General features: G+C 54.9%; 13 protein-coding genes and 1 pseudogene. 9 read left to right on the top strand and 5 right to left on the bottom strand.

The features are described from left to right. Nucleotides 1-68: 68 nt before the first annotated feature. Nucleotides 69-1,110 (top strand): annotated as a pseudogene (ftsZ, locus tag RG807_RS10755) (cell division protein FtsZ); the annotation flags it as partial. Nucleotides 1,111-1,433: 323 nt separating this feature from the next. Then, nucleotides 1,434-2,351, top strand: a complete 918-nt coding sequence (gene lpxC, locus RG807_RS10750) for a UDP-3-O-acyl-N-acetylglucosamine deacetylase (RefSeq protein ID WP_298449661.1) — start codon at nucleotides 1,434-1,436, stop codon at nucleotides 2,349-2,351. An 11-nt stretch (nucleotides 2,352-2,362) separates the two neighbouring features. On the opposite strand, the gene RG807_RS10745 is transcribed toward lpxC, so the two are convergent. Next, a complete protein-coding gene (locus RG807_RS10745) occupies nucleotides 2,363-2,809 on the bottom strand; it encodes a DciA family protein (protein ID WP_309044915.1) in 447 nt (148 codons plus the stop codon). 212 nt (nucleotides 2,810-3,021) lie between these two features. Between RG807_RS10745 and RG807_RS10740 the strand changes: the two genes are divergently transcribed. From RG807_RS10740 to ribA, 6 genes are all read left to right on the top strand, one after another. Next, nucleotides 3,022-3,975 carry a peptidoglycan DD-metalloendopeptidase family protein gene (locus RG807_RS10740; protein ID WP_309044914.1) on the top strand — a complete coding sequence of 318 codons (954 nt, stop codon included), beginning with the start codon at nucleotides 3,022-3,024 and terminating at the stop codon, nucleotides 3,973-3,975. Nucleotides 3,976-4,154: 179 nt separating this feature from the next. Continuing rightward, complete coding sequence (gene secA, locus RG807_RS10735; protein WP_309044913.1) at nucleotides 4,155-6,887, top strand: preprotein translocase subunit SecA; 2,733 nt, start codon at nucleotides 4,155-4,157, stop codon at nucleotides 6,885-6,887. A 119-nt stretch (nucleotides 6,888-7,006) separates the two neighbouring features. Further along, on the top strand, nucleotides 7,007-8,224 hold the full coding sequence (gene argJ / locus RG807_RS10730; RefSeq protein WP_309044912.1) for a bifunctional glutamate N-acetyltransferase/amino-acid acetyltransferase ArgJ: 1,218 nt from the start codon (nucleotides 7,007-7,009) through the stop codon (nucleotides 8,222-8,224). Between the two features lie 2 nt (nucleotides 8,225-8,226). Then, nucleotides 8,227-9,210 carry a Nudix family hydrolase gene (locus RG807_RS10725; protein WP_309044911.1) on the top strand — a complete coding sequence of 328 codons (984 nt, stop codon included), beginning with the start codon at nucleotides 8,227-8,229 and terminating at the stop codon, nucleotides 9,208-9,210. A 120-nt stretch (nucleotides 9,211-9,330) separates the two neighbouring features. Then, nucleotides 9,331-9,813 (top strand): cyclic pyranopterin monophosphate synthase MoaC, encoded by a 483-nt coding sequence (gene moaC / locus RG807_RS10720; protein ID WP_309044910.1) that lies wholly within the window; start codon nucleotides 9,331-9,333, stop codon nucleotides 9,811-9,813. Nucleotides 9,814-9,876: 63 nt separating this feature from the next. After that, nucleotides 9,877-10,491 carry a GTP cyclohydrolase II gene (gene ribA, locus RG807_RS10715; protein ID WP_309044909.1) on the top strand — a complete coding sequence of 205 codons (615 nt, stop codon included), beginning with the start codon at nucleotides 9,877-9,879 and terminating at the stop codon, nucleotides 10,489-10,491. 82 nt (nucleotides 10,492-10,573) lie between these two features. On the opposite strand, the gene dxs is transcribed toward ribA, so the two are convergent. The 4 genes from dxs to RG807_RS10695 form a co-directional block, all read right to left on the bottom strand. Continuing rightward, nucleotides 10,574-12,505 (bottom strand): 1-deoxy-D-xylulose-5-phosphate synthase, encoded by a 1,932-nt coding sequence (gene dxs, locus RG807_RS10710; RefSeq protein ID WP_309044908.1) that lies wholly within the window; start codon nucleotides 12,503-12,505, stop codon nucleotides 10,574-10,576. 84 nt (nucleotides 12,506-12,589) lie between these two features. Continuing rightward, on the bottom strand, nucleotides 12,590-13,486 hold the full coding sequence (gene ispA / locus RG807_RS10705) for a (2E,6E)-farnesyl diphosphate synthase (protein ID WP_309044907.1): 897 nt from the start codon (nucleotides 13,484-13,486) through the stop codon (nucleotides 12,590-12,592). Continuing rightward, nucleotides 13,486-13,740 carry an exodeoxyribonuclease VII small subunit gene (locus RG807_RS10700; protein ID WP_309044906.1) on the bottom strand — a complete coding sequence of 85 codons (255 nt, stop codon included), beginning with the start codon at nucleotides 13,738-13,740 and terminating at the stop codon, nucleotides 13,486-13,488. Before RG807_RS10700 ends, ispA begins: the two co-directional genes overlap by 1 nt. Before the next feature lie 55 nt (nucleotides 13,741-13,795). Beyond that, on the bottom strand, nucleotides 13,796-14,569 hold the full coding sequence (locus RG807_RS10695) for an NRDE family protein (RefSeq protein ID WP_309044905.1): 774 nt from the start codon (nucleotides 14,567-14,569) through the stop codon (nucleotides 13,796-13,798). A gap of 103 nt (nucleotides 14,570-14,672) precedes the next feature. Here RG807_RS10695 and RG807_RS10690 point away from each other — a divergent pair, with 103 nt between their 5' ends. Next, complete coding sequence (locus RG807_RS10690; protein WP_309044904.1) at nucleotides 14,673-15,470, top strand: sulfite exporter TauE/SafE family protein; 798 nt, start codon at nucleotides 14,673-14,675, stop codon at nucleotides 15,468-15,470.

The following is a 15,470-nucleotide window of genomic DNA, read 5'->3' as shown; positions in this document are numbered from 1 at the left end:
ATCTCGAAAAAAACGATCTCGAATTAACAGCCTGGAACAAGGCTGAAAACAGCACGAAGGGGAAGGGTATGTTTGAACTAGTCGATAATGTCCAACAAAACGCTGTCATTAAAGTAATCGGTGTGGGCGGTGGTGGCGGTAACGCCGTACGGCACATGCTGAACAGTGACATTGAGGGTGTAGATTTTATCTGCGCCAACACAGATGCTCAGGCGTTGGCTGGAATGGATGCGCGCCAGATCATTCAGCTGGGCGGTAACATCACAAAGGGACTCGGAGCAGGGGCAAACCCGGAAATCGGGCGCCAGTCTGCCCTGGAAGATCGCGATCGTATCGCCGAGTCTATTAAAGGCGCGGATATGGTGTTCATCACCGCTGGCATGGGTGGTGGTACTGGCACGGGTGCCGCCCCTGTTGTTGCTGAAGTTGCACGGGAAATGGGCATTCTGACCGTTGCCGTGGTAACCAAGCCGTTCAACTTTGAAGGCGGCAAACGTATGAGCCTGGCCGAAGAAGGGCTCAGAGAACTGGAAGAATGCGTTGACTCGCTAATCACTATTCCTAACGAAAAGCTGCTGGCGGTGCTGGGTAAGAAGACCAGCCTGTTGGATGCTTTCGCAGCTGCAAATGACGTTCTGCTTGGGGCGGTTCAGGGTATTGCTGATCTGATTACTCGCAACGGCATGATCAACGTCGACTTTGCTGATGTAAAAACAGTTATGTCCGAAATGGGTATGGCAATGATGGGTACGGCGACCGCCACCGGCGAGAACCGCGCGCGGGAAGCCGCCGAAGCCGCCATCCGCAGCCCATTGCTGGAAGACGTCAACCTGCAGGGTGCCAAGGGCATTCTGGTCAACATTACTGCGGGTATGGACCTGAACCTGGGCGAATTCTCCGAGGTTGGCGACATTGTGCGTGAGTTTGCATCGGATACCGCTACCGTTGTTGTTGGTACCGTTATTGATCCAGAGATGACCGACGAGCTTAAGGTAACGGTTGTTGCGACAGGCCTGGGCGGAGACCGTGAAAAGCCTACCAAGGTGGTGGATAACACCCGCTCCCTGGACGGTAAAACAGATTACAAACAGCTGGACCGCCCCGCAATCCTGCGTCGCCGTGCGGTATCTCACGGTAATGTTGCGATTGATCAGAGCAAGGAAAGTGAAGAGCAGGGTGTCGACTATCTCGATATTCCCGCATTCCTTCGCAGGCAAGCTGACTGATAATCTGTTGCAAATGACATCCGGTTGGGAGTGATTGTTGCAATTTTTAATCATGAACCCGGATAACGAAACGCTGGCTGCTGCAGCTACGTTGCTTAAAGTTTAGGCAGTGTTGGGCCGCGCAAATAGCAATCAGTCGTATTTTTTGGTATTCTCGACGCACGATTTTGTTTAGAATATCGCCAATTTTTACGGAATAACGAACCGATGATCAGACAACGGACACTTAAAAACACGATCCGTGCTACCGGTGTCGGGCTGCACTCAGGTGAAAAGGTTTACCTGACTCTCAAGCCTGCACCGATAGATTCGGGAATCATTTTCCGCCGCACCGATCTGGACCCAGTGGTCGAGATTCTGGCCTGCGCTGAAAATGTGGGTGAGACCATGCTGTCCACGACGCTGGTAAAAGACGGTGTCCGTGTGGCGACAATTGAGCACTTGTTGTCAGCCATGGCTGGTCTCGGTATCGATAACTGCTATGTAGAACTGAGCGCTGCAGAAGTGCCGATTATGGACGGTTCTGCCGGTCCATTCGTGTTTCTGCTGCAGTCTGCCGGCATTGCCGAGCAGGAAGCGGCCAAGCGATTCATTCGCATCAAGCGGGAAGTCACGATTGAAGAAGGCGACAAGAAGGCTACCTTCCTGCCGTTTGAAGGCTTCAAAGTGAGCTTCGGCATCGACTTTGACCACCCTGTGTTCAAAGGCCGTGCCCAGACTGCGACCGTGGATTTTTCAAGCACGTCTTTCGTGAAGGAAGTCAGCCGCGCACGAACTTTCGGGTTCATGCGCGATATTGAAAAGCTGCGAGCGATGAATCTGGCGCTGGGTGGCAGTGTAGATAACGCCATTGTGGTAGACGACTACAAAATCCTGAACGAAGACGGTCTTCGTTATGATGATGAATTCGTCAAGCACAAAGTACTGGACGCAATCGGAGATCTTTACCTGTTAGGCAATAGCCTGATTGGTGAATTCCGTGGCATCAAGTCTGGTCACGATCTGAATAATAAGCTGCTGCGCAAGCTCAGGGCGGAAGAAGATGCATGGGAAGTAGTGACCTTCGATAACGAAGAAACTGCCCCCATCTCCTATATGAAACCTGTGCTGGCGGTACCGGCATAAGGCTGGATGCCTTAATCCCGGACGTGGCTTGCGAGTTTTTCGAGAACCTCGCGTAGTTTTTGATCCTTCGTGTGCCCGGCTTCCTCTGTGAGGAGCTGGGCATTTTCTTTACTGAGGACTAACTTTTTCGCCGGTGGTTTTTCTTTAAATCTTGGTGGTACTACTTTTACTTTGAGCTTCCATACAAATCGGAACAGCTCGTGCTCCCGCAACTTATCCATGATTTCATGCTGACGGAAACGTATCTGGCTGGCCCTTCCGGCGTTATCGGCTGAAAGTGTTAGCTCGCCCTCGATACAGCACACAAAGCGAGTGCCTTGTGCCAACGCAGGCGGTAGTAGCGCGATTACTTCCTCTTCAGCCTGGCGGTGGGTATTGGCTTTTGCAACCAGTTCGCGCAGAACCGGCGTCCGGCCCAGGTTGTCGAAGGTCATTTTTTGCTCACTTTTTCGTTTCATAAGGCGTTTTCTTCTCGACGACCACGATAACGATTGGTTACACTTCGGCACGTTTTGTGCGTAGCGCCGGTGTTACTGTTGTTTTACCTTGTTGTAAATCAGTATGTCTACCGGGCGCTGCGATATATCAGTACGTAGTAGTTGCTAAGGATGGCAAACCCACTCGGATTATTCCGGGCTGCAACACTACAGGAAACGGTTGCGGTTCATTGATGAAATCAGAAAACACTATGAATATCATTCTTGTTGGCAAGAGTCACGGCAAGTCCCGTGTGCTGGCGCTGAATAGCACGGTTGTTATTGCCATGGCGCTTTTGGGCGCGGCATTGGTAGCAGCTGCAGGCTGGGTGGGATATAGCGTGGCGGTAGGCCAGGCTGAAGCCCGCGAACCGACGGACTCTGAGTTTGTTTCCCATTGGCAGGGCACGCTGGGAGAACAAAAAGCCGAGCTCGCCGGTTTGCAGCAGAATGTTCAGGATCAAGTAGATGCTCTGACACTGCGCCTTGGTGAGATTCAGGGTCGTCTGTTGCGCCTTGATGCCTTGGGTCAGCGCTTTGTGGAGTCCGGTCTGATTGCCAGTGATGAATTCGACTTTAATCAACCGGCAGCGGTTGGTGGCCCGGAAGATTCACTTCCCGCAGATTCATTCTCAGCGCCCGATTTGACCAGGATGATTGATGAACTGGAGCGCAAAATGCTTGATCGCGAGCAGCAGTTGCGCTTGCTGGATCAGGTATCGTCCCGTCAAAAGCTCGAGGATGAGTTGTATCTGGAAGGCCGTCCCATCACATGGGGTTGGTTGTCGTCACGCTATGGCTACCGCTCTGATCCGTTCACGGGTAAGCGTACCTGGCACGCCGGGGTTGACCTTGCAGGGAAGGATGGCAGTGACATTATTTCTGTTGCTGGCGGTGTAGTTACCTATGCCTCCGAGCGTCATGGTTACGGGAATCTGGTTGAAGTTGATCATGGTGAGGGTTTGGTTACCCGTTACGCCCATAGCAAGACAATCAAGGTGAAGGTGGGTGATGTAGTCCAGAAAGGACAGGTGCTCGCACTTATGGGAAGCACAGGACGTTCTACGGGCCCCCATGTGCACTTCGAGGTTATTCGCAACGGAAAATCCGAAAATCCTGAAACCTACATCAAGAGAGCCAGTCGCTAATAGCTCAGGTATCGCCTGACGTTCGCTAAGCCCCCGCCAGCCTCATCAGGTTCTTTAACTCCCGGTATTTGGCACAGGATAGCCGCATAACTTCGGCTATGTGAGCCCTGCCTTTTGTACTCCCGCAAAATAAGGTTAGAATGCCGGCTTCCTCCGTTTAATCAAAGAAGCAGTGGTCTATGTTCTCAAAGTTTGCAACCAAGATGTTCGGCAGTAAAAATGCCAGAGAAATCAAGAGAATGCGCAAGCTGGCCTTGGGTGTTAATGAGCTTGAAGAGCAGTTTGGCAATCTTACGGACTCCGAGTTGCAGGGCAAGACTGCCGAGTTCCGTCGTCGGCTGGATGATGGAGAGAGCCTTGATGCATTGCTGCCTGAGGCTTTTGCCACCGTCCGCGAAGCCGGGCGCCGGGTTATGGGCATGCGCCACTACGATGTGCAGCTGATCGGTGGTATTACCCTGCATGAGGGTAGGATTGCCGAGATGAAGACCGGCGAGGGTAAAACCCTGGTCGCCACTGTTGCTGTTTATCTGAACGCTTTGCCTGGCAAAGGCGTGCACGTAGTAACCGTAAACGACTATCTGGCTAGCCGTGATGCTGAATGGATGGGCAAGCTTTATCGCTTTCTTGGTTTGCAGGTGGGTGTGGTTGTTGCAGGCCAGCCTCCCGAAGAGAAGCGCGCCGCCTATCAGGCCGATATTACCTACGGTACCAACAACGAATTCGGTTTTGATTATCTCCGCGACAACATGGCCTTCAGCACCGACGATAAGGTGCAACGTGGCCTCTACTACGCGATTGTCGACGAAGTTGACTCCATCCTTATCGACGAAGCCCGTACGCCGCTGATCATCTCTGGCGCTGCGGAGGATAGCTCCAAAGCATACTTGGCTATCAACGAGCTGATCCCCAGCCTTGAGAAAGGAGAGGTCAGTGAGGAGGGCGAGTCGTCCGGCGACTTCACCATCGACGAAAAATCCCGTCAGGTTGAATTGACTGAAGTGGGGCATGAGCGTGTTGAAGAGCTTCTGCTGGGTCGTCAGCTACTGGAAGAGGGTGAGAGCCTCTACTCTGCAGCCAACCTGAGCTTGCTGCACCACGTGCATTCAGCCCTTCGCGCTCATCACCTGTTCCAGAAAGATGTGGATTATATTGTTCAGGGTGGCCAAGTTGTCATTGTTGACGAGCATACAGGGCGCACAATGCCGGGCCGTCGCTGGAGCGAAGGACTGCATCAAGCGATAGAAGCCAAAGAAGGCCTCAAAATTCAGGCTGAGAGCCAGACACTGGCTTCAACAACATTCCAGAACTATTTCCGGCTGTATGAAAAGCTTGGCGGCATGACGGGTACCGCGGATACCGAAGCGTTCGAATTTCGCCAGATTTACGGCCTTGACGTGGTGGTTATACCGCCCAACAAGCCGATCCAGAGAATTGATTACAACGACCTTGTCTATCTTACCCAGGATGAAAAGTTCCACGCCATCATTGATGAAATCAAGGATGTTACAGCCGAGGGACGGCCAATTCTGGTGGGTACCGCTTCCATTGAAGCCTCTGAATTGCTCTCCATGCTGCTGAAAAAGGCGCGTATTGAGCACAAAATACTTAACGCCAAACAGCACGAATCGGAAGCACAGATTATTGCTCAGGCGGGGCGGCCAGGTGCTGTGACAATCGCCACAAACATGGCGGGTCGTGGTACGGATATTGTACTGGGTGGTAACTGGGAGCACGAGGTTGCTGCCCTGGATAATCCCACCGAAGAAGAGGTTGCTCGCCTCAAGGCTGAGTGGACAGAACGCCACAATCAGGTTCTGGAAGCGGGTGGCCTGCACATTGTGGGCACCGAGCGCCACGAATCCCGCCGTATAGACAACCAGTTACGCGGCCGTGCCGGGCGTCAGGGTGACCCGGGTTCTTCTCGTTTCTTCCTGTCTCTGGAAGATAATCTGATGCGTATCTTTGCGCCGGATCGCGTCAAGAGTCTGATGCAGGCTATGGGAATGAAGAAAGGCGAAGCCATTGAGCATCGGATGGTTACCAACGCCATTGAGAAATCCCAACGCAAGGTTGAAGGCCGTAACTTCGACATGCGTAAAACGCTGCTTGAGTACGACGACGTAGCGAACGATCAGCGTACGGTTATATACGACCAGCGCAATGAAGTGATGTCTTCAGAGGATGTCTCCGAGATGGTTGATACCATCCGTGAGGATGTTGTTGATACGCTGGTCAGCGAGCATATTCCACCCCAGAGCATGCCTGAACAGTGGGATGTAGCAGGTCTGGAAGCCCAGTTGCAGTCCGAAATGGCTGTTGATCTGCCAGTTCAGTCCTGGTTGGATGAGGATAAGAAGCTGTACGAAGACAATCTTCGTCAAAAAATTCTGGACGAAATCGTTGCAGCATACAGGGCGAAGGAAGAGATTGCCGGCGCTGAGTCCATGCGCAGATTTGAAAAACAGGTGTTCCTGCAGGTTCTGGATACCTTGTGGAAAGAACACCTTTCCAACATGGATCACCTGCGTCGCGGTATCCATTTGCGTGGCTACGCTCAAAAGAACCCCAAGCAGGAATACAAGCGCGAAGCGTTTAACCTGTTTGAAACCATGCTGGATACCATGAAGCGTGATGTAACCCGCGTGCTTTGCCATGTTCGGGTTCAGAGCCGGGAAGAAATGGAAGAGGTTGAGCGTCGCCGCAAGGAAGAACTCGAGCAAGAGCTTGCCCGGGCACGCCTGCGTCACGATGAAACCAGTGCGACAGCGCAAGGCGAAGGCGAACGAAGGGATGAAGAGCAGGGTGCGCCAGAAACCTTTGTGCGCCAGGAGCGTAAAGTGGGTCGTAACGAACCTTGCCCATGCGGATCCGGCAAAAAATTCAAACAGTGCTGTGGCAAGGTGAGCTGACTACCCTGCACTGACACAAAAAAGTACGGAGCCCGCAATCGACCAGTTAACTGGCAGACTGCGGGTTTTTCGTTTTCAGACCTATTCATACAAGTAGCATTCTCAACAGGAGCGGCAGGATGGCGGTTGGACCAGGAACCTTACCCGAGTTTTCCCCGGTAGCAGGTGTCAAGGTGGGTATTGCCAGCGCAGGGATCAAGAAGCCTGGACGCAAGGACATAGTGGTGTTTGAACTGGCACCGGGAAGCCGTGTTGCCGGCTTGTTTACCCGCAACCAGTTCTGCGCTGCCCCGGTAACCTTGAGTCGCAAGCATCTGGCTGAAAAAGCCCCGCGTTACCTTTTGATCAACACAGGTAATGCCAATGCGGGTACAGGTGCCCGTGGCATGGATGATGCGCTTGCGTGTTGTCAGGCCTTGGCAGAGCATGCCGGCGTCACTGCTGCAGAGGTGCTGCCGTACTCAACAGGGGTGATTGGTGAGCCTTTGCCGGTTCAGAAGATTGTGGGCGCTTTGCCAGAAGCCTTGGGCAGCACGGCGGACAATCGCTGGGCGGAAGCGGCGAGCGGTATAATGACCACAGACACACGGCCCAAGGGCGCATCGGTTCAGGTTGATCTGGACGGCCACACAGTGACTATATCCGGCATCAGCAAGGGCGCAGGTATGATTCGCCCCAATATGGCCACCATGCTGGGCTTTATCGCCACCGATGCGCGTATTGCGCAAGATGCGTTGCAGGTTTTGGCATCAGAGTTAGGGGAGCAATCCTTCAACCGAATCACCATTGATGGTGACACCTCCACCAACGATGCCTGTACGCTCATCGCCAGCGGTCAGTACGCCGGTCCGGAAATTACTCTCGACAGCCCGCACTTGCCGGCGCTTAAGGCGGCGTTGAAAGATATCTATATGGATCTCGCCCACGCCATCGTGCGTGACGGTGAAGGTGCCACCAAGTTCATTACCATTCAGGTTAATGGTGCAGCGGCCCAGCAGGAGGCTCTGGATGTGGCTTATACCGTCGCTCACTCACCTCTGGTGAAGACCGCGTTGTTTGCATCAGATCCCAACTGGGGGCGCATTCTGGCCGCCGTAGGCCGGGCTGGGGTGGTGGATCTGGACGTTAACGCCCTGGAAATTCATCTCGGAGACGTATGTCTTGTGAGCGACGGTGGACGCGCTGAGGATTATTCCGAGGAGCGAGGGCAGGCGGTTATGGATCAGGAAGAGATAACTATCGCTATCGATCTTAAGCGGGGCGATATCAGCGAAACCGTCTGGACCTGCGATTTCTCCCATGACTATGTCACCATCAACGCAGACTATCGCAGCTAAGTATGGCCCAGGCAGAAAGTGAGACTCGGGAAGTTCATGTCGCGGTGGGCGTCATTGTCCGCCAGGGGCGTGTGCTTATTGCCCGCCGCCCCGACCATGTCCATCAAGGTGGTTTGCTGGAATTTCCCGGTGGAAAAGTTGAGCCGGATGAAACGGTACAGGCTGCCTTGGTTCGGGAGATTGCCGAAGAAACCGGTTTAAACATACCGGAGAGCTCCTTGCGACCAGTGATTGGTATCCGCCACGACTACGGCGACAAGCGGGTGTTTCTGGATGTTTGGCGAACGGATCAGGCCGAGGGTGACGCTCATGGCCGCGAAGGGCAGCCCATAGAGTGGGTTCGCCCTGAAAGCCTACGGGATGAGGATTTTCCGGCAGCTAACCGACCAATTATCCGGGCCCTGCAGCTCCCTTGCTTGCTGGCGATAACCGGCGGGTTCAGTTCTGATGACAACCCCGGCCAGCTCCTAAGCAGGGCACTTGTGAATTTGTCAGAGCAAGACCATTCAGCGTTGATTGTGTTGCGGGTACCGGCTTTGGATACAGAAAGCTATGCCTCTCTTGCCGAAGCTGCGTTAGACATGTGTGAGGGGGCCGGTGTCGGCCTTGTGGTGCATGGCTCGCCTGCTGCGTTTGATGATGCCCCCGATGCGGCCGGGCTGCATCTGCCATGGCGAGAGGCCCAAAAACTTGAGGCAAGGCCTGTGCCCGATGGGGTATGGCTTGGGGTTTCCTGCCACAACGCCCGTGAGATAGATCATGCGGTGGCGATTGGGGCAGACTATGTGACGCTTGGCCCGGTAAAGCCCACAGAGACGCACCCGGGCGCTCCCGTGCTGGGCTGGGCGGGATTCCGTGATCTGGTCGCAAGCGCACCCATTCCAGTTTTCGGGCTGGGAGGGCTGCAGCCAGAAGATCTTGATGAAGCTCAGCAGGCAGGCGCTCAAGGTATCGCCGGGATCCGATACTGGTGGCCTCAGGCTTGACCTGGATTCGCCGCGCTGTCCTGCATCTCTGGTATGCTCCTGCAGCTCGATACTTATTTTGGTACTGCGTTTTAGTACTACGCACTCATTACTTACTGACACTGAACCCCGGGAGACACCGTGAGTAAACTGACCCATCTTGACGACAAGGGTGAAGCCCGCATGGTGGACGTTACGGAGAAAGCCGTAACGGAACGTGAAGCGCGCGCCGAAGCGACCATTCACATGGCGGCAGAAACCCTCCGGATGATCATCGACGGGGAGCACCCGAAAGGTGATGTGCTGGCCGTCGCCCGTATCGCCGGAATCATGGCCGCCAAACGAACCCACGATCTGATTCCGTTATGCCACGCCCTGAACCTCACATCAGTGAAGGTGGAGCTAACCGCAGGGGCAGACGGCGCATCGGTACACATACTGACCCGGTGCAAACTTTCCGGGCAGACAGGCGTCGAAATGGAGGCTCTGACAGCCGCCAGTATCGCAGCACTGACCCTTTACGACATGTGCAAGGCCGTCGATAAGGGCATGGAAATTGGCAAGGTGCGTTTGCTGGAGAAGAAAGGCGGGCGCAGTGGGCATTGGATTGCTGACGACCACTGATGCCTGATGGGCGCGCCCATGATAGAATACGCGCCCAGATTTACTGAACCACGAGGACGTACTGTGGCTGTTCGTTACATCGAGACCTGCCGGTTGCCGACCCCGTTTGAGGTATTCGATATGCATGGCTTTGAAGAACCGGACACGGGAAAGGAGCATGTTGCCCTGACCCTGGGGTCGCTGGACGGCGACGAGCCCATGCTGGCCCGCACGCACTCTGAATGCCTTACGGGCGATGCGTTGTACAGCATGCGTTGCGATTGTGGTTATCAGCTGGAAGAAGCTTTGCGCAGTATCGCCCGCGAAGGTCGCGGTATTTTGATGTACCTGCGTCAGGAAGGTCGGGGTATTGGCTTGCTTAACAAAATCCGCGCCTACCATTTGCAAGATCAGGGCGCAGATACTGTGGAGGCGAATGAGCGTCTTGGCTTTGCAGCAGACTTGCGCGATTACAGCATGTGCAAGGATATGTTGGAGCACCTGGGTATCAAAAGCCTTCGTCTGATGACGAATAATCCTCGCAAGGTCAAAGCACTGACCTCATATGGCATCGCAGTCACCGAACGCGTTCCCTTGCACGTTGGTCGCAATCCTCATAATGAGCATTACCTCGACACCAAGCAAAGCAAACTCGGGCACTGGCTGGAAACTCATCAGGACGATGATCCCCAGCAATAACGCCAGCCTTGAGCTACACGCAGACACGAAAAAAGCCCGCCTGATGAACTGAGCGGGCTTTTTTCGTATTGGCCTGGCAGTGTTATTTGACCGCTTTGAGCCTTTGGTGCTGAAGACGCTCCATGCGAGTGCTTATGGCAGCGAATAGGCCATTGGCGTCCAGTCCACAATCCTTCAGAAGCTCGTCGTGCTTACCGTGATCAATGAAAGTATCCGGTAATCCGAGTTGAAGCACGGGCATCAAAACTTCTTGGCTGTTCAGGAATTCCGTAACAGCGCTTCCTGCGCCACCCGCAATGGCATTCTCTTCCAGGGTGACCAGCAGGTGGTGCTGCTCCGCGAGCTCCAGAACCAGCGCCTCGTCCAAAGGCTTGACGAAGCGCATGTCAGCTACGGTAGCCCCAAGCTGCTCTGCAGCTTCCAGAGCTGGTGTGAGCAGCGTGCCAAAATTAAGAATAGCAATGCCGCTGCCTTCGCGAACCTTGCGTCCCTTGCCAATTGTCAGAGGGGTAAGTTCTTTTTGGATATCTGCACCTGGCCCGGTTCCACGTGGATACCGCACAGCTGCTGGGCCATCGAACATCAGACCAGTATGAAGCAGTTGACGGGTTTCGTTCTCGTCCGAAGGCGTCATCAGTACCATATTCGGTATGCAGCGCAGATAGCTGATATCGAAAGCACCGGCGTGGGTAGGGCCGTCCTCACCAACCAGTCCCGCACGGTCGATCGCGAACAACACATCCAGATTCTGGATGGCCACATCGTGAATCAGCTGATCGTACCCGCGCTGTAAAAAAGTCGAGTAGATTGCAACCACTGGTTTAGCACCATCGCAGGCCATGCCCGCTGCAAGCGTTACAGCATGCTGTTCCGCAATGGCCACATCAAAATATCGATCCGGGAAGCGTTCAGAGAATGCCAGCAAATCCGAGCCTTCGCACATAGCGGGGGTAATGCCGCTCACGCGCTCATCCAGCTCAGCTGCATCACACAGCCATTGGCCGAATACGTTCGCGTACTTCTGCTTAGTGGCGACAGGTTTAACCGGCTCCGGCTTGCTGGTGGGCACAGGTTCAATCTTGTTGATTGCGTGGTAGCCAATGGGGTCGGCTTCCGCAGGGGCAAAGCCCTTACCCTTGGTCGTTACCACGTGGAGAAATTGAGGCCCCTCAAGCTCGCGGATATTCTCCAGAGTCTCGACCAGCAAGGGTAGGTCATGGCCGTCGATGGGCCCGATGTAATTGAAGCCCAGCTCTTCAAACAGGGTGCCCGGCACGATCATGCCCTTGAAGTGCTCTTCGGTTTTCTTGGCTAGCGCCATCAGCTGTGGCGCACCTTGGAGAACCTTCTTGCTGCTATCGCGAACCTGATTATAGGTGCGGCTCGATAGCAGCTTGGCAAAATAGTTGGACAGACCACCAACATTGCGCGAAATCGACATGTCGTTGTCGTTCAGAATTACCAGCATATCAGCGCGCAGATGCCCGGCGTGATTCAGTGCCTCGAAGGCCATGCCTGCGGTCATGGCGCCATCACCAATAACGGCAATGCTCTTGCGACCAGTACCCTGCTGTCGGGCGGCGATCGCCATGCCTAGGGCGGCACTGATGGACGTGCTGGAATGGCCTACGCCAAAGGTGTCGTAGTCGCTTTCCGAGCGTTTGGGGAAACCGGCCAGGCCATCTTTGCGCCGAATGCTGCCCATCTGTTCGCGTCGGCCGGTGAGAATCTTATGTGGGTAGGCCTGGTGGCCAACATCCCATACCAGTCGGTCTTCCGGCGTGTTGAAAACATAGTGCAATGCTACGGTGAGTTCGAGCACGCCAAGCCCGGCGCCAAAATGGCCCCCGGTCTGCCCAACCGACCACAGCAGAAATGCCCTTAGCTCTCTCGCAAACTGAGTAAGCTGATCAGAGGCTAGCTCACGCAGTTGGGCGGGTACGTCAACCCGGTCCAGCAACGGCGTGTTGGGCCGCTGTGAGGGGATTTCCTTGAAAATATAAGTGTCCTGCATCTATACGGGTCTTTTCCGGGATGTTCGATAACTGGCTGCCATTATAATGGAACAGGGGGGCCTGTTTCACACATGTCAGCAAGTTCAGTAAGTTCTTGCCACCACGTAATCCGCCATGGCTCGAAGAGGATCGGCTTCCGGCCCGAAGCCTTTCAGGCTCTCAAGTGCGCTGTCCAGCAAAGAGGAGAGGTGCTCACGTGCTCCGGTTAGCCCCAACAGAGCCGGATAGGTCGGCTTGGCACGGGCGATATCCGAGCCTTGAGGCTTCCCGATAGTTTCGGTGTCGCCTTCAATGTCCAAGAGGTCATCCTGAACCTGAAAGGCGAGCCCGAGGGCTTTCGCGTAGGCTGTCAACGCTTCCAGTGAGCGATCACATACTCCGGGCGCGGTCAGTGCACCAATACGAACGCTGGCTTCAATTAATGCTCCGGTTTTATGTCGGTGCATGTTTTCGAGCTGTGCCAGAGTCAGGCTCTTGCCTACAGATTCAAGATCAATAGCCTGACCACCTACCATGCCGCTATGACCACTTGCGTGGGCCAGTTCCTGAATCATGGCAAGCCGTGCTGGCGCTTCTATGCCGGGAGCCTCCGCCAGCCATTCAAATGCCAATGCCTGCAGGGCATCGCCGGCAAGAATGGCTGTAGCCTCATCAAAGGCAATATGGGCGGTTGGCCGGCCCCGACGCAGTTCGTCGTTGTCCATGGCTGGCAGGTCGTCATGAACAAGGGAATAAGCGTGGATCAGCTCGATCGCACAGGCAGGTACCAGCGCGATCTCCATGTTCTGCCCCAGAGCACTTGCAGCGGCCAGACTTAATGCCGGCCGGATACGTTTGCCACCGCCCAGAACACTGTAGCGCATGGCCTCCTGAAGCCGCTCAGAGGTCGACCCGGACGCAATGAGGCGATCCAGCTCTGCATCCACGCGGCTGCGGCAGGTTTCAAGATAATCCATGGTGGGCAGAGTCCGGTTAGGCATCAGTCGGCGTCGTCCGGAGTAAATGGGCGGGTTTCCAGGGTTCCGTCGTCATTTTGCACCAGCTGTTCAACCCGCTGCTCGGCGCCTTTAAGAGCCTGTTGGCATGCGCGGGTAAGTTTTACACCGCGCTCGAAGGCTGTCAGGGATTGTTCGAGAGACAATTCCCCTTGTTCGAGGTTGCGAACAAGTGTTTCCAGCTCATCAAGAGACTTTTCAAAGTCGGCAATGGATGTTGCGCCTTGTTGACCGGCCATTGGCGGCCCTCCGATCGGGTGGACGAATTTCGCCGATTATATCAGAGGCTGAGCGCTATCGCTGCCAGTGGAATTGCCGGTATTCTGCAGGGCGTCCGTCGGGTACCCAACTCTGTTCACTAACGTGGATGTCGCCGGTGATCGAGACGCTGATTACGGTGGTTGCGCGGGTGCCGTATTCTGTTCCTGTTATAAATGGAGATGAAAGAAAACGTTCGGTATCACGGTGCACGCCGGAGTTCGGGAGCAGGTGGTCTGGTGCGGGTGTGGTGTCTTGCAGCAGGCTGGTAAGATCTTTGTGCAGAGTGTCTGTATTCTTCCCTGCAGATTTAACTGTGTGGCCAACCACTTCCCTGAGGCGCAAAAGCTTGGGCCAGGGCGTTTGGAGCAGGTGATTGCTCAGGCCATAGGTGCCACGAAAAATTCTGCGGCCCGGGTGAGCATCTCTGTTGCTGTAGTACCAACCAGACGTGTCACCGATACGAACCAGATTGAACCCTGCGTAGCGGGAAGATGTGCCTTCAAGGCTCCTTTGCATTTGCAATTCCGATTCCTCAAGTGCTCGCAACGGTAACTCACCGCGACTGATTTGCCCGGCTTCCGGCGACCCCTCGCGAACATTGGTTACCGCAGTGACAAGCCCTTCAGGGGAAACGGCCAGCCAGGTGCCGCCGGATTGTAAGTCCTTGCCGGAGAGCACTCGGTTGCCGTTTTCAGTAGTCCACCAGTCCAGAGGTGCGGTGGGCCTTCGGAAAAACTCATCCCGGTTAGCGGCTACCACCAGAGGATATCGGGCGCTCTGGCCAAGGGAAAATGCGATCAGGCACATGCGACGTTGCTCTCCAGTGGGTGATGGGGGTGCTGCTTGTGGTGAAGTTGCCACGGCCGGTGTGTATCATACCAGCCTTGTTTTACCGGATGTGTGAGAGTGTATGTCCCTGTTATCCGTATTTGCCATCTATATGGTGCTTGGCGCGTTTGCTGGCACTCTTGCAGGCCTCTTCGGGATTGGTGGCGGCCTTATTATCGTGCCGGTACTGATTTTCAGTTTCGGGGCTCAGGGTTTTAGTCTGGAAATTGCGGCACATATGGCCGTTGGCACCTCACTTGCGACCATCGTGTTTACATCCCTCAGCTCCATTCGTTCGCATCACGGTCATGGGGCTATCCGCTGGGATGTATTCCGGCCGATGGCCTGCGGTATCGTTGCTGGCGCGCTTATAGGCGCCTGGACAGCGGCCCTGTTAAGCGGAGCTATGCTGGAACTTATTATCGGTGTGTTTGTCATTCTGGTCGGGCTGAAAATGCTGTTCGAGGTAAACCCCTCGCCAGGCCGAAATGTTTCAGGCAAAGCCGGCCTTGCAAGTGCGGGTGCAGGTATTGGCTGGGCCTCAGCGATTTTCGGGATAGGCGGCGGAACGCTTACTGTGCCCTACCTGAGCTGGAGCAATGTTCGTATGCAGCAGGCGGTAGGCACCTCCGCCGCCTGCGGATTGCCAATTGCGGTTGCCGGTGCTGTGGGCAATGCCTGGACAGGGTGGGGCGAGCCGGCCCTGCCGGAATACAGCCTTGGTTATATTTATTTGCCGGCTTTGATCGGGATTATTCTTACCAGTGTGCTGTTTGCTCGCGTGGGAGCGAACCTGGCACACCGGCTTAACGCCAAAGCCCTGAAACGCGTGTTCGCCATCCTGCTGCTACTGGTTGGCCTACGTTTTCTTTTAAGTTGA

It is taken from the genome of Marinobacter sediminicola, assembly GCF_031157525.1.
Classification (GTDB): Bacteria; Pseudomonadota; Gammaproteobacteria; order Pseudomonadales; family Oleiphilaceae; genus Marinobacter; species Marinobacter sediminicola.
The sequence above is the reverse complement of the archived record's forward strand: the minus strand, read 5'-3'. Positions and strand labels throughout refer to the sequence as shown.